The organism is Candidatus Melainabacteria bacterium (assembly GCA_003963305.1).
GTDB lineage: Bacteria > Cyanobacteriota > Vampirovibrionia > Obscuribacterales > Obscuribacteraceae > PALSA-1081.
On record RXJR01000036.1, the window covers coordinates 45,994 to 65,481 of the forward strand.

At 48.3% G+C, this 19,488-nt stretch carries 13 protein-coding genes; 8 read left to right on the forward strand and 5 right to left on the reverse strand.

The genetic code is table 11. The features are described from left to right. Positions 1-3: 3 nt before the first annotated feature. From EKK48_30385 to EKK48_30400, 4 genes are all read left to right on the forward strand, one after another. Entirely contained in the window at positions 4-1,239 is a 1,236-nt protein-coding gene (locus tag EKK48_30385) for a DUF1574 domain-containing protein (GenBank protein RTL34888.1), read from the forward strand. Positions 1,240-1,374: 135 nt separating this feature from the next. After that, positions 1,375-1,905, forward strand: coding sequence for a hypothetical protein (locus tag EKK48_30390; GenBank protein ID RTL34889.1), 531 nt, complete (start codon positions 1,375-1,377; stop codon positions 1,903-1,905). An 85-nt stretch (positions 1,906-1,990) separates the two neighbouring features. Continuing rightward, complete coding sequence (locus EKK48_30395; protein RTL34890.1) at positions 1,991-2,716, forward strand: response regulator transcription factor; 726 nt, start codon at positions 1,991-1,993, stop codon at positions 2,714-2,716. Positions 2,717-2,831: 115 nt separating this feature from the next. After that, positions 2,832-4,883 (forward strand): PAS domain-containing sensor histidine kinase, encoded by a 2,052-nt coding sequence (locus EKK48_30400; protein ID RTL34891.1) that lies wholly within the window; start codon positions 2,832-2,834, stop codon positions 4,881-4,883. Positions 4,884-4,923: 40 nt separating this feature from the next. Here the strand turns inward: EKK48_30400 and EKK48_30405 are convergent, their stop codons facing one another. Next, the gene (locus EKK48_30405; GenBank protein ID RTL34892.1) at positions 4,924-7,011 is read right to left on the reverse strand and encodes a PAS domain S-box protein; all 2,088 of its coding nucleotides are present in this window, start codon (positions 7,009-7,011) and stop codon (positions 4,924-4,926) included. 92 nt (positions 7,012-7,103) lie between these two features. Between EKK48_30405 and EKK48_30410 the strand changes: the two genes are divergently transcribed. Continuing rightward, positions 7,104-7,874 carry a tetratricopeptide repeat protein gene (locus tag EKK48_30410; GenBank protein ID RTL34893.1) on the forward strand — a complete coding sequence of 257 codons (771 nt, stop codon included), beginning with the start codon at positions 7,104-7,106 and terminating at the stop codon, positions 7,872-7,874. On the opposite strand, the gene EKK48_30415 is transcribed toward EKK48_30410, so the two are convergent. Genes EKK48_30415 through EKK48_30425 form a run of 3 tightly spaced genes read right to left on the reverse strand, consistent with a single transcriptional unit; the run spans position 7,835 to position 13,037 of the window. Then, positions 7,835-8,926: a response regulator transcription factor gene (locus EKK48_30415; GenBank protein ID RTL34894.1), complete on the reverse strand. Its 1,092-nt coding sequence runs from the start codon at positions 8,924-8,926 to the stop codon at positions 7,835-7,837. The genes EKK48_30410 and EKK48_30415 overlap by 40 nt on opposite strands. Further along, complete coding sequence (locus EKK48_30420) at positions 8,880-9,839, reverse strand: hypothetical protein (protein RTL34895.1); 960 nt, start codon at positions 9,837-9,839, stop codon at positions 8,880-8,882. The genes EKK48_30415 and EKK48_30420 overlap by 47 nt, the downstream gene beginning before the upstream one ends. Next, entirely contained in the window at positions 9,840-13,037 is a 3,198-nt protein-coding gene (locus EKK48_30425) for a DEAD/DEAH box helicase (protein RTL34896.1), read from the reverse strand. A 59-nt stretch (positions 13,038-13,096) separates the two neighbouring features. Between EKK48_30425 and EKK48_30430 the strand changes: the two genes are divergently transcribed. From EKK48_30430 to EKK48_30440, 3 genes are all read left to right on the forward strand, one after another. Further along, positions 13,097-14,440: a hypothetical protein gene (locus tag EKK48_30430; protein RTL34897.1), complete on the forward strand. Its 1,344-nt coding sequence runs from the start codon at positions 13,097-13,099 to the stop codon at positions 14,438-14,440. Between the two features lie 591 nt (positions 14,441-15,031). After that, positions 15,032-16,003 (forward strand): alpha/beta hydrolase, encoded by a 972-nt coding sequence (locus tag EKK48_30435; GenBank protein RTL34898.1) that lies wholly within the window; start codon positions 15,032-15,034, stop codon positions 16,001-16,003. A 138-nt stretch (positions 16,004-16,141) separates the two neighbouring features. After that, the gene (locus tag EKK48_30440) at positions 16,142-17,974 is read left to right on the forward strand and encodes a PAS domain S-box protein (protein ID RTL34899.1); all 1,833 of its coding nucleotides are present in this window, start codon (positions 16,142-16,144) and stop codon (positions 17,972-17,974) included. Here the strand turns inward: EKK48_30440 and EKK48_30445 are convergent. Beyond that, the gene (locus EKK48_30445) at positions 17,925-19,475 is read right to left on the reverse strand and encodes an SGNH/GDSL hydrolase family protein (GenBank protein RTL34900.1); all 1,551 of its coding nucleotides are present in this window, start codon (positions 19,473-19,475) and stop codon (positions 17,925-17,927) included. The genes EKK48_30440 and EKK48_30445 overlap by 50 nt on opposite strands. Positions 19,476-19,488 lie beyond the last annotated feature (13 nt).

Genomic DNA, 19,488 nt, shown 5'->3' on the forward strand with positions numbered 1-19,488 from the left:
CTCGTGGCACCAAATCTGACACCAACAGCAAAAGCGCTGACAGGCACGACATTCAGTTGCCTGGCGTGTCTGATCGCCTTCAATATTGTGATAAACGCCCTGTTTCCCTCCGGTCTGCCGAAATTTCAAGACACAGCCAACCTCTGGGGAACGCAGGTAGCGAAGCTGCCACCATTGATGCAATCCAGAGAAAATGCCGACGTATTAATCGTTGGAGCATCCGGGATTCTCTTTCCTTCAGTGCGCTGTGATGACGCTTTCTATCAACGCCAGACACGCTACGATGACTGGTACATGAAGTACAAGATCTGGTCATATTCCAAATCTGACTATTTCGCAAATCTGCTGAGCAAGCGCCTCGGCAAAGACATCTCCATTGCCAACAGTGCCGTAGGCGGTTGCATGATGTCAGATCAGTATTTGATCTTGAATAAGTATCTGGCATCCGGCAAGAAGCCAAAAATGATCCTGCTTTTCAGCGGTCCAAAGGACTTTCTCGATAACCATCGCACCAAGATCGAGAAAACATCTACTTATGTGCAGTTAGCCGACTTCCCGATTCGTGTCGGCGATATTTTGCAGGGCAACACTCGCTACGATACTGCCATTCCGGAACTGACTGAAGCAATTATGCAGAGCGTTTCCAGTTTCTATTTCTATAGAGATGATTACCGTGCCATGCTTGCCCACGAGACATCGAAGCTTACTCATCATCCCGAAGATTTGAAAAAAGCTATGGTCATGCTTGGCACAGAAGACAAAACACCGCTGACAAAACAACAGAAAGAAGAAGCTAAAGAACGTGCCGATGCTAAATTCGCGCCTTCAAAAGATGCAAAAGACCTGGCCCTGTTCAGAAAAATCTATCTTCCTATCAATACTGCTCAGTTCGAAACTCAGACGAAGTACTTCGAAAAGATCATCGCCCTGGCTAAAGAACACAACATTCCACTCCAGGTCACTTTCATGCCTCTGACTCCTCAGCATACGGCTGTGCTACCGCCTGAGACATGGGCAACGTATAAAAGAACGGTGCGCTCAATCGCTGAAAAAGCCCATATCGCTTGCTGGGACCCCGTGCAAGACGTGAACTTCCAGCCCCAGGACTTTGAAGACTCAGCCCACCTTGACGCCGCTGGTGGACAGAAGTTTTTCAAATATCTGACCGATCGGATCTGTGACGATCCACGAGTCTGCCAGACATTGACTGACCAGAAAGTGCTGATCGGTCAACATTGATCTGAAGGCGAGTTCGAAAAAATTTTGCGGGTTTACGTGATCAATGTTCACAGGAACCCACCTTAAATCAGGCAATGGTTGCCAATAGGATGTTCGCATACCTCCAAGCGAAACCTATTTGAGGACGATTCTAAAATGAAAAATGCAGAAATTAATCAGAAGCCGATGTCCGAACCACACTCAGCTGGCGGAGAAGCTTACGCCGCCGCAGCTCGAGACGCATGGGAAAAGCCTTCAACAGGCGCCTCAGCTAAAACCGATTCAACTGCGCGCCCAGAATCGGGCAGCGGTCAAACAATTACTAACTCTGATTCCGGACCCAAAAAAACTGGAAACGGTGTTGCCGGCCAACCAGAGGGCGGCGGTGGTCATAGAATCGAGCCCAAAGGGGAAGCGCCTACCCAACCCAGCGCTGGAGAAGGAGCCGGCGCCAGGCAGGAAGGTTCAGAACCTGAAGGAAGCACCCTTAACGGAAGTGCTGGTGCCGCAGACAAAAACAATGCCCTGAAGTCTGACGGCGCCGGCAATTTCGGAAAGCCCGAGAAACTCGATACTGCTCCTGAACAAGGCAAAGCAGGCGGTGAGAGCATGCACTCCGCACCCAGCGAACATGTCGACAAGCAAGATGCGGCGCTCAAGTTCCTACCCAGCCTGAGCATCGCCTGAGCAATAAATTTCGCCAGAGGATAAGCCGGACTCATTGAGTTCGGCTTCGCCTCATTGGAAAAATTCATAACAGGTGGTACAACAGATGAAAGGTCGAAGTATCGATTTGTTCAGCACCTTCAGGAACCTCAGCCGAAAGATCATGTCAAAAATCCTGATTGTTGAAGATGACGAAGCACTGGCCGACTCGATTAAGGACATACTGGAATTCGATCATCACCATGTCGATGCCGTCGCCGATGGTGCTCTCGGCCTCGAGCACGCGCTTTCAGGCGCATTCGATTTGATCATTCTCGACCGGCAACTCCCGGGAATGCAGGGAACAGATATCTGCACGGCATTCCGCAATAAAGGCGGGCAAACACCCATACTCATGCTTACCGCCCTCAGCTCAATCAATCAAAAACTGGAAGGTTTTGAAAGCGGCGTTGACGACTATCTGACCAAACCGTTCGCTATGCCGGAGCTGCTGGTGCGAATCAAAGCACTGCTGAAAAGACCACCGATACAATCAAGAGCCGTATTGTCGGCCGGAAACATTTCACTTGATGCAGAAAGCAAGACAGTTATGCAATCCGGTCAAAACCTGAAACTAAAACCGCTCGAGTTCTCAGTTCTAGAATACTTCATGACGCATCCAAACAAAGTGATAAGCGCCGAAGAATTATTGAAACGCGTTTGGAAAACAGAAGCCGACGCATCAGTCGATTCTGTCTATACGTCTATAAACCGGCTGCGAAAAAAATTGGGAGAGAATGCAGACCAGATTTTGCAAACTGTGCACGGGCTGGGATACAAACTCGTAAAATAAACACAATCACGCAGCGATGCTCAATTCAGAAACTCCAACTTCATACCTGTAAAATAGCTTGTCAAAAATACGGCTCAGACTCTGGCATAAATTCGAATTACTAGCAGCACTACCCATGGTGATCTGTGCTGCGGTCTTGCTGCTGCTCGGATTTATTTATACGTATACAGACCAGCAACTGGCAGAGGCGCAACGCGCTCGCGAAGCGTTAGACACATGCGAATTCCTGATGCGAACAGTGAGCCAAACGACAGCCAAGCTGTGGACGGCAGGCAACTTTGAAGCAGCAAGCGAACAACAAATTCTCAATACAACAAAAACAAAAGTGCGAGAGAAGGTGCAGAGACTAAAGGAACTCTGCAAAGATCATCCGGAACAACAGAGAACCGCATTTGAACTGGAGGAAACGCTCGAGTCCTCGTTGAAACTGATGCAGAGATCAATTGAGATGAAGGCCGAACATGGCATAGCGCCCGCTCTCAAAATTATGAGCTTCCAGATTGCTACACAAGAACATGCTGACACGCTCTTTCAGTGCAATCGACGACTGACGGAGCAGCTTACCTCCAGCCTGGAACATTCCGAGCACGCATCGACGGCCGAAACAATGCGCCCATTGCTGCTCTTAGCAGCGACACTGATCGCAGCAATAGGATTGATCACAGCCTTTATACTTAATCGAAGTGTAGTAAATCGTTTATCCAAACTCGTTTTGAACAGCAAACGCCTGGCCACTTTAGACAAACTAGTGCCACCATCAACAAAAGGCGAAAATGATGAAATAGCCGATCTGGACGACATTTTTCATACAATGGCGTCTTCACTTTCTGAAGCAATTGAAAGAGAACTCGCTACCATCGAGAAAGCAGCAGATGTAATTTGCACAGTAAATTCAAGGGGAGAACTAAGAAGTGTCAACTCAGCCTGTCTATCCGCCTGGGGTTATCAGGCAGGAGAACTGATAGGTGGCAATCTCCTGGAGTTGGTGCACCATGATGACCGCAGCCAAACCAAGGCATTTATAGCAACACTCAAAAACAGCGAAGAGATGGAGACTTTTGAAAACAAACTGACCAGGAAGGACGGAGGACTTCTCGATATTCTCTGGTCATTTCGAAAGTCAGAAACAAGCGACGAAATATTTTGCATAGCCCACGACATAACAGAAAGAAAGAAGGCGCAGGAAGATTTACGCAAAAGCGAAGATAGATTCGCTGCTATTAAAGAAAAGATGCCTGCCGGAATCATCATTTTCAGCGAAGACGGAGAAGTTCTCGATTACAATCCAAGCGCTATTACACTGCTAGGACGGGATCAGTCGAGCATAAAAAACACCAAACTGGAAAAAATCATTCCGGCACTGCATTCCGAACTCAATAATCTGTCGAAGCAAAGACTTCCCCATGAAGCTGAAATCATTCAAACAGATGGGTCAATCAAAACTGCAGACCTTATAGTCGAAGAACTCGAGCAGAGCGAAAACAGAAAAAAGCAGTACCTTTCCGTGCTGATCGATACCACAGAGCGCCATGAGTTCGAAAGGATAAAGGAGACTCTCGTGGCCATGATTGCACACGACATTGCCACTCCAATGACTACTATTCACTCACAGCTGCATCTTGCGCAGCTTGGTGTCATGGGCGAACTGACAGAAGAGGGAGCGGCCTTAGTGCACAAGGCGGAAGCACAAAGCGTAGAATTGATGAATGTCTTAACCACAGTTATGAAAACTGCAAAATATAAACATGCCACCATCTCCAGCGGTATAGCAGCAACGAACCTTGCCGAAATCGTTGATGCGGTCGTCGAGTCAACCGAATCTGAACAACAGCAAAAAAATGTAGATGTACATCTGCAAATCGATCGCTCGCTTAATTTATTGGTCGAACCTGACAGCTCTTCCCACGCAATCAAGGTCGTTCTGACAGCCCTCTTGCGAAGCTGCCCTGAAAATCAATTTCTCACAATCGAAAGTTTCTTCGACGAGGAAGCTAAAGAAGACACGCTGCGATTGCGACTATCGCATCCTCGCGAGGGCGTCGTCGGACCTCCGCAGAGTTTAGCATGGGAATTTGCCTGCGCCATTGTGCAGGCAAACAACGGGCACCTGAGATTTGTTGAGGGTCAAAAATTTGTTGCCTGCGAATTCGAATTCAAGGTAGCTTGAAAAATTTCAAAACAAATACGCAGGTCCAACATATCAACATTCACTGTAATGGCAGAGAGACAATAAAGGTAGCGCCCCGTCCATCATTATTTCTGGCGCAGATCGTGCCACCATGTTTCTCTACGATGCTTTTACAGATCGCAAGACCAAGTCCAGTGCCGCCCTTTCGCGTCGCATCCGACACCGCCACCTGTTTAAAAGCTTCGAAAATTGTATCAAGCGCTGCTGCCGGAATCCCCGAACCTTGATCGCTGACACTGATATTGACTGCATTGCCTGCAATATCATTGGCAATATGTATTTCTCCTTTCTCAGGGGAAAACTTAATTGCATTTGTAAGCAAATTTACCAGCACTTGCACGATTCTCTCGGAATCGACGTTAATCTGACACTCAGAAATAACAGGGATAAGTTTCACTTTCTTGGCCGCAGCTTTAACAGCAACTGCACCCACAGCCTTATTTACAATATCACTAAGCGACGATGGTTTTATGCTTACAGCAAACAATTCATCGCCCATTCGTATCCGCAAGAAATCATCAAATAGCCTCAGTAACCGCTCGCTCTCGTTTACCGAGACCTGCAGGCGACTGTGGGCTTTCTCGGTTAGCTCGCCCAGCTCACCGGACTTGAGCCGAATCAAAATTTGCGCAATATCGGCCATCGGCTGAGCGACATCATCAGACATTGTGCGCAGCAATTCCTGCTTAATCCGCTCGATTGTTAGTCGCTCGGTTAAATCTGCAAAGATTGCCAGAACATACTTATCGCTGTCAACCTCGGCGATATTCAAAGAAAGTTCGATTGGAACAGCACCACTGTCAAGCTGAATAGATGATAAAAGACTTTTGCCGGACTGCTGCAACGCCAGGGAGAATAAATCTGTCATCCCCTCGGGCAATGTCAGTCGTTGCACAAACATCTGCTCTTCGACGGATCTGAGGTTGAACAATTTGAGAGCACTACCATTTGCAAATCTAACTCTTCCAAGTTTATCAATCAGCATTAAACCAGCCGGTAGATTTTCTACCAGCGATCTAACTTTGGCTTCGCTGTCATGCAACTGCTTTTCCAAACGCTTGCGCTCTGTGATATCGTGCGCGACACAGTAGTATCTCTGCTCAGCAAACTTCTGGTCGGCGGCGTTATGGACATTCAACAGCATGACAGCGAATTGACCATCGCTTTTTACAAAATCCGCTTCAAAAGTGGCTGTCTCACCTGAACCAATTGATTCCAAACGCATACGCAAAGCATCAATCGAATCACTTTTTACAAGCGTAATCAGCCGCCGTCCAAACAAATCCTCAGCAGAATACCCCCAGACCTTCTCGCACTCTTTGCCTATTTCAACTATCTTACTGTCATGGTCGATTGTAAAAATGACAGCACCAGCATTGGCAAGAATTGCTCTTTCCTGACTGCTAACCTGCCCGAGCAACGCAGCCATCTCATGGAATTGATGGTCTAATTCAGCGATTTCATCCGCCCCTTTGAGGGGCTCTAAGAGGGGAGCGCGGCGAGCAAGTCGTTTGCTATTTTCGATGATCACATTGAGGCGATTGGTGACTTGCCTGCTCAACAAAAGAGGCACCAGAATGCTCAATGTAATTGCCAATGCCGAACCGCCATACAAAAGCAAACCGATCAACTGGCGATACTGGCTGACTGTAAACTCATTCTTGCCAACATAAGGCTCGTCCAGTCCAGCGATCTCAGTATCCAATTTATTATCGACAATTTGTTCGTTCACAAGCTCTCGAACTTCCCGCAGTCGCATCGGCGCAAAGTGAGCTCCACCCATGCGGATCAATTCGACCACTTCCTGAGATAAGGAAAGAGTCTTGTTGCACTCGGCCTCAATGCGTTCCACTCTCGCTAGCTGACTGGGGCGCCCAGCCATTGATTTTTTCAGTAGTCCTATTGCGCTTTCGACTTTGCTTCTAGCGGTCAGATAGGGACGTAAAGTACTTTCACTTTGACTGGAGGCATATTCGAAAACAGCCATCGCACCGCTGGAGAGCGCAGTAGACAAAGTCATACCATCAGAAATTGCGGCACGTGCGCTCTCTTCTCTGCTCAACTCCGCTTCTTGGGCCGATACCAGATAAGCTAAAATAGTCATCATCGCGACTCCAAACACAACTGGAATCGCAGCAACGACAAAAACTTTGGGAAGTAGCTTCAAACTCGACACTCGCGAAGGTCATTTACATAGTAATGAATTTCAGGCCAAAAGACACAAGAGCAATCACTTTATTGGCAACAATTTTGTTCATTTCTGCAATTGCGAGTCCCGCCACAGCGTCCAGGATGTCGGAATCTGCGAATGAACTGCGTACAGAATCAGCACTTTTAAATCCCGCGCAAGAGAAAGACCAGATCATAGACGAGCAAGACGAATTGTACGACCGGCAGAAAAAAATCCCAGCCAGTGAGTATCCAAACTACATAGAGCACCTGCAACAACTCTTGAAAAAGCAAGAGAGCGCTTTCGGAAAAGACAGTCCTCAAGTGTCATGCACCCTGGACCAACTTTATTCCGTGTATCACATGCAGCGCAGACCGGATCTACAGATTGACGTAGCCAGAAGATCCATGGAGATAAAGCGCCGGATCCTTGGCACTCAAGCAGTGGATACCGCCTTTGTAACTTGTCATTTAGCCAGCGCATTAGCGGCATGCGAACGTTACGAAGAAGCGCTCGCATTGCTGCAGAACCTCCTGAATCAACTAAAACCAACAAATGGAACAAGATCTGCAGAAACAATGTTGACATTCGAAATTGCCCAGACATATTTCCAGTGCAATAAATTCGAAGAAGCACAGCCCTGGTTCGACAAAGCGGTCAGTCTGAAACTACAGTATGCCCCCAACTCAAGAGTTTATCCTACGGCCTACAAAGTTCAGACAAGACAACGCATTAACCAGCGTCTGGTGAACCGTTATCATCAACGGCTCTGGACAAACTCCAACAAATCACGCTCGTAACGACCAAAGTTTTCTATATCAATCAGCCCGCGACGGATTGCTTCTACAACAACGCGTACTCGCATGTTGACTGTACCGCCATCGTGATCGAGTGCTTTCAATTGATCTTGATCGAGCAACTTTTGAAATATCAGAGTGATGCGATTTTGAATTCCACGCACGCTGACATTCTGCCTGGCCGCAATCGCTCTGTCAGTCAAGCCAAGCGCCATATCCACAAGTGTGGCGTATTCGGCATCGCTAAGCGAGCTATTACCGAACGTTCGTCGTGACTGGCTGGTGAGAGGATCGATAAAAGTGCAGTTATGACTGAGCACACACTCGATACCATATCTAATGCGCTCAACACTCTGTCCTTTAAAGATGTAGCCGAAGACGGCACGGCCGGGCACAATCTTTTCGATCTTCCGAAGGTGCCACTCTTTGTATGAATCGGCAAGAAAAATGATCTTAGCTTGCGGATTATGTAACCACATACGAGCAGCGGCCTCGAACACGTTGGCATCAGCTGCTTTCAAATCGAGAACAATCAGATCCGTTTTCTTGATCTTGTATGAATTGAGGGCTTCATCACCTGTTCTTACAAATGTAATCGCCACAGTAGACTTGCTAGAATCAGTGAATAATTGCCTGTAAGATGCACGCAACTGCTCTGACTGCTCGGCGACCAAAATGTGCACAGCAACGGGTTCTGCCTCCAACGGGGCAATTGGAGCAAAAGATAGTAACGAAGAGGCGGAATGGCTTGTGAGGAAATTCGTTTGCATTTGCATCTGGCAGAACCCGTTTGTTGTGTACAGATGAAATCGTATGCCAGAAGACCTAACCGACTCCTGTCCAACTTCTAACCGATTTCTAACCACGCCTGAAATTCTGCTGTCTGCGAAAAATCGGAACGAGAGCGTCCCAGTTCCAATCCTGTTCATCAGTCCCTGTTCGCCAGTCCCTGTTCGCCAGTCCCTGTTCGCCAGTCCCTGTTCGCCAGTCCCCGTTCGCCAGTCCCCGTTAGTCAGTACTGGAGAATCGCTCGTCAGCCAAATCGCGAATAGCATTCTCACTGCCAATTTTGTAGACCTCCTCTAAGGTCGCAAGAAATGGATAGCTGGAACGCCAGAAAGAGATATGACCCAACCTTTTGGGCAATGCCGCATTCGCCGCCGGCCTGTGCACTGCCCCGACGAGATGACTTACATTGTGAACCTTCCAAAAATCTCCGAGGGGCAAAGTTGGGCGCTCCGTCTTTCTCTTTGAAGCAGTCCTTGTCGTTTTATTCTCAACCGAACTTGGCTCGCCTTCTTCCTTAGAAGATTTACGGAGACCAGCTCCACCCTTTGACTTGGATACAGTCGGTTCTTCCGCTTTACGGACTGGCGGCGACGAAGTTGTAATCAGATCGATCAACTTCTCCTTGCTCAGACCGCGCATACGAAATATCAAAAATGGATCTCGGTCAAATTCCTCACTGAGCAGATAATAAACTGAGGCAATATGCTTGCATGGATTGGAATAATCAGGGCACGAACAGTCTGTAGCAAAATCATTCATACTTGCTGGAAACAGCGAAACGCCATGCTCTGCAAAAAGCTTTTCAATATCCTCAGGCATCTCGGCCGCGAGCAGTTTTGCGGCAACAATAGCTTGATTGAAAGCCGTTTCCGACAGAAGAACCCACTTATCCACGGGAATTGTTTTCACGCCGATGTGCACGCTGTACGGCTGCAACCGCGAGCCCTGAACCCTGGCGGATATAGAGCCTTCCTGAATGTCGATTGAGAGCACCTGCCCGCGTCTTGCGTAGACCCGACCACGACCTAAACGCCCTCCCAGATCCAGCTCCTCGATCACATTGATCCAACGCCTGGCCCACCATGTCTTACCGAATTTTCCGCGTTCATTTTGCGACTTGATGCCACCACGAGCAATGCGTGGGCCATAGCGTGAATTAAAAATGTCATCATGAGACATTTACACAGAAACCTCGTCGCTCAACTTGAACAGCTTTTTCAAATCCTCGTTCGACATTTGAGAAATCCAGGCTTCACCAGAACCAACGACGACGTCTGCAGTCTTCTGCTTTTCTTCTATGAGTTTGTCGATCTTTTCTTCCAGAGTGCCGGCAGTTATGAACTTGTGCACCTGTACATTTTTCTTCTGCCCGATACGAAAGGCACGATCACTGGCTTGATTCTCCACGGCAGGATTCCACCATCTATCATAATGAAAAACATGATTGGCAGCTGTCAAATTTAATCCCGTCCCTCCCGCCTTTAGAGACAAAACAAAGAGCGATGGTCCGTCTTGCGATTGAAATCGTTCAACCATCTGGTCACGCAATTTTCTGGGTGTACCGCCGTGCAAGAAAAGCACTTCTTCGCCAAACTTTTCCTGCAAATGCTGCTTTAGAAGTTTGCCCATCTCAGCAAATTGAGTAAAAATCAAAGCCTTCTCGCCACAACGCAAAATCTCTTCAAGCATTTCAATGAGGCGCTCGAGCTTTCCCGACCGCCCCTCGAGAGCAGAATTATCACCAGCAAAGTGCGCTGGATGATTGCAGACTTGCTTCATCTGAACAACACCAGAGAGAAGTATCGCCAACCGCTCCTGATTAGAAGCCTGAGCCATGCGCTCAGCCACAGAGTCCACCACAGCAGTGTATAAAGTCACCTGCTCTCGAGTAAGTGAACAAAAGACCTTCATTTCCATTTTGTCAGGCAAATCGTTGATAATGCTTTTATCTGTTTTCAGTCTACGCAAAATAAATGGCTGGGTAATTGACTTCAAGAGTAGCTGCGCTGAGTGACTCCGATCTACTTGAATAGGAATAAGAAATTGATCGCGGAAACTATACAGCGAACCCAGTAGATTAGGATTGAGAAAATCCATTATCGAATACAAATCAGTCACACTGTTCTCGACCGGTGTTCCTGTTAGCGCGATGCGATAAAGACTGCGCAGGCTTCTTGCAGCAGCCGCTTGTTTTGTCTGATAGTTTTTGATGTTCTGAGCTTCGTCCAGAACCAAGCCGGACCATTCCACTTTCTGCAACTGCTCCAAATCGCGATCAAGCAGACCATATGAGGAAATGACAATGTCATTTTGATTTGCATTTTCCAGGAATGTAGCGCCTTTCTTGCGCTTGCCACCATGATGCACCATGACGCGCAGGTCAGGAGAGAATTTCGATGCTTCTCTAACCCAGTTACTTACAACAGAAGTGGGACACACAAGCAGTGTCGGTCCCACCACACCTTCATTCTTATACTTCTGAATCAGAGCCAGTGTTTGAATCGTCTTGCCAAGCCCCATATCATCAGCAAGACAGGCTCCCATGCCAAACTGGGACAAAAAATTCAACCAGGAATAACCGCGCTTTTGATAATCTCTGAGCTCACCGGCAAAAGCATCGGGTGCGGAAACTTCGGACATCACTTGTGGTGCAGTCAACTTCGCCAGAAATTTGCGAACCCAGCCTTGCGCATTAACTTCAACTTCAGTACCGTCCTCGGTTGCTCCAGTGAGAGCAAGTTTTACAATCTCGTCTAATCGTGCTTTCTTGCGAGCCTTCTTTTGCAGAAATTCGATTGCAGCTTTGATGTCCTCTTTTGATACAAGAACCCATTGACCACGAATCTTAACAAGCGGAGTCTTGAGCGAGGCCAGCGTCATCAACTCATCCTCGGACAGCGTCTCGTCACCAAGCGCCAGCTCCCAGTCGAAGTAAAAAACATTCTCCGCACCGAAGCGCCCTTTCACTCTCCTTGCTATATCTTCTTCCTCTGGGTTACCAGTTTTATCCTCGGCACCACTTTCAGTACCATCACCGATATTCGCCTTTTTCTTCAGTTTCGCCTTTTCACCTTTTCGCCACCAGGCTGGAAGCATGACACCGAAACCAGCTTGCTCCAATGCCGGAACGGTTTCTGTGAGGAACTGGAATGCACCGGTATTGTCCAGAGCAAACCCTGATGGTGTAGGGCTTTTTAAACTTTCACCAACTCGATCAGAGAGACGCGATGCCATGCCCAACGAACGCAAAAGCTGCTCTCGTGGGTTAAAATTGGCAGAATCAAATGTCTTCTTCACCGCACCCGTATTTAACCAGGCGTCCTCAGCTGGTATAAGCAAACTCTGGTCGTTCACACACTGCAGCAGATAATGAACACGCCAATTCTTATCTGTGCACGCATCGTTTTCCTTTGTCGATGTGCGACTCTTCTTTTCACTCACCGGTTCTCCAGGCGGCGGCTCGTCCAAACGAAAACAAAGTCTAAACTGAGAGTACTCACTGATCAGGAGCGGGCGCTCCCACTCCTCCAGCTCCGTGACAAACTTTTTTATCTCGTCATCATCGAAATTCATGCGCCCACTGGCGGTTGAAAGTGAGTGCATCCAGCAGTCATGGACACTGAGATACTTGTTTTTACTCAGATACATCGACGTCACCACACGCGAGCTCGCTTGCCGCACTGAGTCATCGACAAAAGCAGTCACATAGTTACTGACCAACTCATATGGAGTTGGCGCACTTCTATCGATTTCGGCGGTCGACGAAGGCACTGCGTTAAGAGCGCGCACCACAGGCGGCATCAGCTCGGTGAATCCCTGGAAAGCATCACGATCTGCCGGTGTTAAAACCGGCTTCCAACGTCCGTAGTAAATATCGCCTTTGAGCATGACACCGGGCAGATATTGCTGGCGGGCAACCAGAGCAGCGCCGAATCGAGCCAGCTGGATGATATACGAGAATTCCGCCCCCAGAATTATTCCTGGCGAGAGAATGTGACCGCGATCCGCACGTTCTACAAGAGAGACTATTTCGAGCGCATGCAGGGACACCGTGTCGACTATCCACGACAGATGCTTCACGGGAGAGGGCATTTCAAAATCGTCCGCGCACAACAACCGGCTGGAAGGAACTGGAAGCTGCTCGGTGGAAGGCAACCAGACCTGCACTGTAGCGGCTCGACACGTATCCATTTCAGCAGGAACTGCTGCCGGATCGATGGCTTGCAGCAATTTTGCATATGAACAAGCGTAAGGATGCCGCCCGCCTCGCCTCCCCCTCTTTACTACATCCAGGCTAGTAAATTTTTGGGCAGGAAATGATTCCTCAGCCCAGAGGACTACCTCGTCGTTTAACAATCCGGCATGCAAGATTATCAAGAGCCTTCTCTCCCTGGGTACATAATATCCATACTTGAGGAACTAAAGGGTACAAACGTATGTCAACGCGTTCGCTAAACTGCCTGTCTATCCTTATTCTTGGTTTGAGCATTCAATTCAGCTGCGGTAGCGCCGCTCAGGCGATCAACCCACCAAAAAATTCAGCCGTTGCGAAACCAGGCACCTCATCTCAGACAGAAGTCGACATCCGCAACGCTTATGGCTTATATACGCAACAGAAGTATGCAGCTTCTGCAGACGCTTTCGAATCGATTATCAAAAAATCGCCACCAAACGCCAAGCTCTATTACTTTGCCGTGTTGTCAAATCGGGCTGCCAATCGCAACAATCGAGCCAAGCAGTTAGCTGGATATGTAATCGGTCACTTCGGCGGTAGCACGGAAAGCAGCTATTGCAAGACCATGTTTCCTGATGTGGCAGGTGGCGCTCAGACGCAAGAGCCAGACCTGCCCGAGTCAGTTAGAGCGGCGCTCCCCCCGGCGATGCAGGCCATGTTGCAGACGCCGGAAGGCAGAGCTGCGGTGCGAGAAGCGATGGCCAAAGATCCGAAAAATTTCGAGACAGTTCGTCAGGCCGAAAAGCAAGGACTGATTAATCAAAGAACAATCAAAGCCGCCAAACTGGCGATGACACCCAAACCAGTCTTCGGCGAAAAGACAGGCACGACGCGTCCATTCACTGCGGCAGACATCGCCCGCGATGGAGCCGCGGGAATCGATCAAAGCAGATTTCCCAACTGCTGGTTTGAAGCTTCAATGTCGGCACTGGCAGAACTGCCCAGAGGGCAGGCGCTAATGGCCAATATGATCCGCTATGGAGAAAAGGGCTCATATGTTGTGCGTTTTCCCGGTGACGGTAACGAATATGTGGTCACCCAAGATTTCCTCGACGAAACTGGAATTCATGATAAAGCGCTCTGGGCATCAATAATCGAGTGTGCCCAGGTGCAAAAGTTTCCGGGTAACGCTGGCGCAGAAGGAGCACAGGCAGACCAGTCTCGTCTCGAAGTAGGGCTGCAATGCATAACCGGTTGCAAGGCTGAAGTGATCTCACCATCCACTTGCAGCCAGCAGGAACTCTCCAGATTTATTGGAGGGGCAGTATCGTCGAAAAATCCAATCGTTGCCGGCACGTACTGGGCCGGAGTAATTGGCAGTCTGCCTGAACTGGTAGTGCCCCAGCACGCCTATACGATAATCGGATTCGATGCTGCCAAAAATATGATCATGATTCGAAACCCGCATGGAGCTAATTCACAACGCTTCGCCAGCACCACTGACCCCGGACATCTGGAATTTGAACAACTCAATGATGGCGTATTCAAAATGAGCATTCCGTTGTTTCAAAAGTATTTCCATTCCATTGCCAGATCATTTATCTAGTAGCGAGATAGAAGCATCAACGATCACTGCTGCGCACCAGTTTCGGTGTCATAATGCCACCAATCAGTCATCGCTCCACCAGAAACTGCAAACAGATGAGTCTAGCTCTTACTGCCGAGATTGACAGACCAAGCCTGTTATCCTTGACGCGTTTTGAAAATGATTTCGGAAATCATTTGAATCAAACTTTCTCTAAGTTTTTATTCTCAAACGATCACTATCAAAAATTGGGTGTATGATAATCGCGCCTGCTCCTCTCCCGTGGAGAGTGCGAATAAAGTCTTCATCAGCCTCAACGCATGCTCAGTGCAAACATATATGCGACTGCAACTGCTGGATCGAGACTAATAAAGTGATGACTTGAACCGCCTTCGACCACGCTAAAGCTGAGCTACAACTAGATCCCACAACAGTTAACCGGTGAGACAGCGCGAGACGCGCTTCGCTCTCAGTCGCTTAGCAATAAGAACTTTAAAGCTTGTCGTCAGAAAACGACAAACATTTTCTAGCGCCTCAGCTTAGAGCGACAGATGGCTCAGAGAGAAAGTCACCGAATCACCCCCAAGAGCAAAAAAAGACTCGCAAGAGTCAATGGAAACAGTCAGGAAACCCAAAGGATACCCAGTAGATATGCACTTTCAGAAACTTCTTGGACTTGCGACAAGCTTGTTCCTCTTTACCGCTTCGAGCACGCCAGCCCAGAACCAGTCTGTCCCGGAACTGAAAGATATAAACCTGACGACGCTGCACTACGGAAGTGACAAAAATCAGACCATCGACCTGTACCTGCCAAAGCATTATCGACACCCGCTTCCTATAGTGCTCTGGATCCATGGTGGCGGATTCAGTACCGGCGACAAAAAAGATACGGTTCCTATTTACTTGCTCAAGATCGGATTCGCAGTGGCGAGTATGAACTATAGACTCGACAATGAAGTCTCGTTTCCGGCACAATTATTCGACTGCAAAGGAGCAATTCGGCGGCTGCGTGGGGCAGCCAAACAATTCAAACTGGATCCGACAAAAATTGTGGCTTTTGGTACGTCTGCAGGCGGGACATTAGCAGCACTGCTGGGAACAACCAACGGAAACAGACAACTGGACGGGCACGTTTCAGATAACGGCCTATCCACAAGCGTGCAGGCAGTAATTGATTTCAGCGGTATCAGTGATTTTAAGGCATTCCTATCCACGGCAACTCCCTCAACAGAAGTCAATTTGAAACGCTTCCTCGGTTCAGCAACGGGCAAAATGTCAACCAGAGCGAACTTAGCAAGTCCAACCAGGATAGCCACCAAGCAGTTGCCTCCATTTCTTATCGTTCATGGCACAAACGACAAGGTGGTGCCTGTATCCCAGAGTCAACAGCTTTTTCAAGTAGTGAAAAAAGCCGGTGGCGATGCAAAATTAGTAGTTATCAAAGATGGGGGACATAGCCTGCGTGGCTACACACCCGCTGGCTACGTGGTGCAATTCTTGACACAGAAATTTGACCTGGACGGACAAAACGGGGGAAAAATGTCGACAGCGGCGGCTCTGCGTGAGTTAAACATGCCAAAATAATTGCCAAAGAATCGGTAAGCCCACACCTGTCACAGATATCTGACACGCTCCTGCGCAGCTCTATGCTAGGATTGTCGGACTGTTGGGTTATAAAATGATTCTGGTATAGCCGCTCAGAATCAGAAAACTGGGAAGCGATTGAAGAGGCGATTCTCACTATTTTCAAAGGGCGTACTGCTGGTAGCAGTACCAGTTTTGTTCGAGATATTGTTTGTAGTCAGTTTGTTCTTACTGGTTGTCCAATCGCAACAACAGGCCCTACAACGAGCCCACATTCTTTCGAACTTTCAAGAAATTGCAGCAGCATCATCAGATGGCTACCTGGCTATTTTTTCTTCCATTTCTTATGCCACACTGCCGACCAAACAGTCTTTTGATGACTACAACAACGCGCGCAACAAATACATTCAGCACGTCAAATCGATCCAAAACATAAGCTCGCATCCGCTCACGATTAAGAGTGTAAAAGCAGTTACTGATGCATCGAAGATAGCTCTCAGTCTTCTCGACGAAATAGACCTGAAAGTACAGCACAATGATCTGGCTATCTATGAAGGATTTCAGTACAGTCGTCGCGCCATGCAAATCGCAAAAGAATTAAAAGCGCAATTGACAAACTTTCGAACCGAATATCAGAACGCACTAATTGAAAGTGACGAGGAAGCAGCACGGTTTCAGGCGCTGCTTCAAAATTACGTAATCGGGGGCATTCTCGGCAGCATCGTAATTGCATTCGGACTATGTTTCTACTTCAGCAAATCAATCGTTGCGAGGCTCAAGATCGTCAAAGACAACAGCGTCCGCATAGCCGCCGAAGCGCCGCTAAACAAACCAATCTCCGGCAGCGATGAGATCACCGATCTCGACAAATCAATCAGAGGAATGTCTAAAATCATTTCGGAAACAAGGGAAAGTGAAAGAGCAGTACTCGAAAATGCCTCCGATATCATTTGCACCATAGACTCCCAGGGCAGATTTTCGTCGATCAACCCCGCATCCTTACGAATCTGGGGTTACGATCCAGACGATCTGCGCGGGCGCCGGTGCGTCGACGTTCTCGCCGAAGATAGCAAGACTTCACTTCCTTCAAACAAAGAGGCGCTTGCTGCACATCCAGGTGGGCAGTTCGAGAATCGCATTATCGCCAAAGATGGAACGCATCGAGACATGCTCTGGTCTGTGCAAAAATCAGAAGACGAACAATCGATGTTTTGCGTTGTTCATGACATCACCGAACGAAAAGAAGCTGAACGCTTCAAGCAACAATTGACCGCCGTCGTCAGTCACGACTTGCGCACCCCGCTCACCTCGATGCAGGGCGCTCTCACGCTTTTGGGCATGGGCGCACTGGGCGAACTACCCGAAGCAGCAGCGAAGAAGATTCAAATTCTCGATTCTGAGATCGTTCGGCTGATTGCTATTACGAATGATCTTCTGGAAATGGAAAGCCTCACTTCGGGCAAACTCGAACTCTTCATACGCGAAACAGATCTGGCAGATCTGCTCGAGCGCTGCAAAGACTCAGTGGAAACGTTTGCCGAGCAGCACGGCGTTAAAATCGTTACGGCTTCAACGGATCTGGTTATAAACACCGATGCAGATCGCTTAGCCCGTGTTCTTATTAACTTGCTCGGTAACGCGATCAAATTTTCACCGGCGGGAGAAACTGTATATGTCGACGTGAATGCTGCCGAAACGGACTTAGAAATATCCGTTACAGACCACGGCAGAGGTATTCCTGATGGCTATCACGAAGTGATTTTCGAACGGTTCAAGCAGGTCGAAGAAGCAGATGCAAAACAGAAGGGCGGCTCTGGTTTGGGACTGGCAATCTGCAAGTCGATAATTGAACAACTCGGCGGCACAATCGGTGTGGAAAGTACATTAGGAAAAGGAAGCCGCTTCTGGTTCAAGCTTCCCCTTACTTGTCTGACAGAACATCCAAAAGCAAGCCGCGGTCAGGTCCACTGAACTGCGCTAAAATGCGCAACGTATTAACGTGAGTGGAGCGAGGTGTCGGCGGTACAGTCCAGACCTCGAAGTTACCTTTCTTCTGCCCAAGATCTGTCAGCGCGCCATCATCGAAGTGTTTATCAGGATCTTCCGCGCTGTAATAAATCTGGGCGCTCTTCAAACATTTGCCATTCAAACTTATGCTTTTGACGTTCACCGGCGTTTCGAAATTGAGCGAGACAAAAGGTTTGCGAAGCGGCATAGTCAGCATCTCTTCATCGTTTTCCGGATATTCGAAATAGATGTGATTGGCGTCCTGTCTCAAGTGAATCAAAGCCGGTGTCCAGTCATTGACCCTACGCACGGTAGCAGTCTCGACGGGCATTGTTTTCTTACCCAGAACTTGAGGATATTTTGACTCTAAAATGTTCGCGGCTTCTACAGCATGCACGTAAGTACCCATCGGTCCTGGATGTCCGTTTGCCGGGTTGATGCCAAGCCACAGGGGCGGATCAGGAGAGTAGAATCGCGGATCTGACTTAGCAAAGCTGCAAAACGAATCCAGCGCATCATGCCATTCAATTTGATTCTGATTAAACAAAGCAGCTACCTTGTTGTAGCGAGCTTCGTAGTAATTGCGAATTTTATCGATCAGCGTCTTGCCGGGCAACGGCTTTTCAGTGGCGTATACGCAGCACGGCAGAGTCACCACAAATGATGGCACGTGCAGCGAATTCAAATACTTGCCCAGTTCAGAAACGGTGCCCTCATATTCTTGCCAGTTCTTGCCCTCGAGCAGCTTCAACTCCCAGTTGGCAAAATCAAAGCCATATTTTTCGCCGGACAAACGAAATGTGAGAGTTCCCTTCCTCAGCCCATTGAACAGTTCATCCGAAAGATTCGGAAACAGGTCCGAAAAAATGGATTTCGGTCGCTCGGGAATATCATCACCCGGCAACACGATCGTTTTGACAATGCCAAAACCGGCCTTATCACTGCCTTCATCAGGGTCATTTGTGACATAGCCCCAGATCACCGCATCAGGCTTATAAATTGGCACAAGCTTTTTAGCCCACTCCAGCTCCATTTTGGTAGAAGCACCGGACATACCGGCAGCGATCACTTCGACGTCGTTATATCCGCGGCGCTGCAATTCCCGTTGCAGTTGACGCCACCAGATTGTATTCATATTGGCGTAGCCGCTGCCCCAGACGAATGAGTCTCCCATGACCAGAATTCGTTTCGACTTAGGACATTTCTCCTGGACCTGAAATCCCTCGGAGCGCCAAACAGGGTTATTTGCGTCAGCCCAGTTCCTTTTCTTGATTTGACTGAGCAGACGATTGTTTTCCTGGCGCCATGAGTACGAGCAAATTTTGCCTTTGTCTTCGAGATAGGTGAGTACAAACGCATCAATGAAGAAACAAACAGCCAATATTCCGATAAAGGAGTAGAGGAAGTAATTGAACGCCAGTCCTGGCAGGATATCGAAGCGCTTGTTGAAGATCTTGATTTTCACGAAATTCTACGAG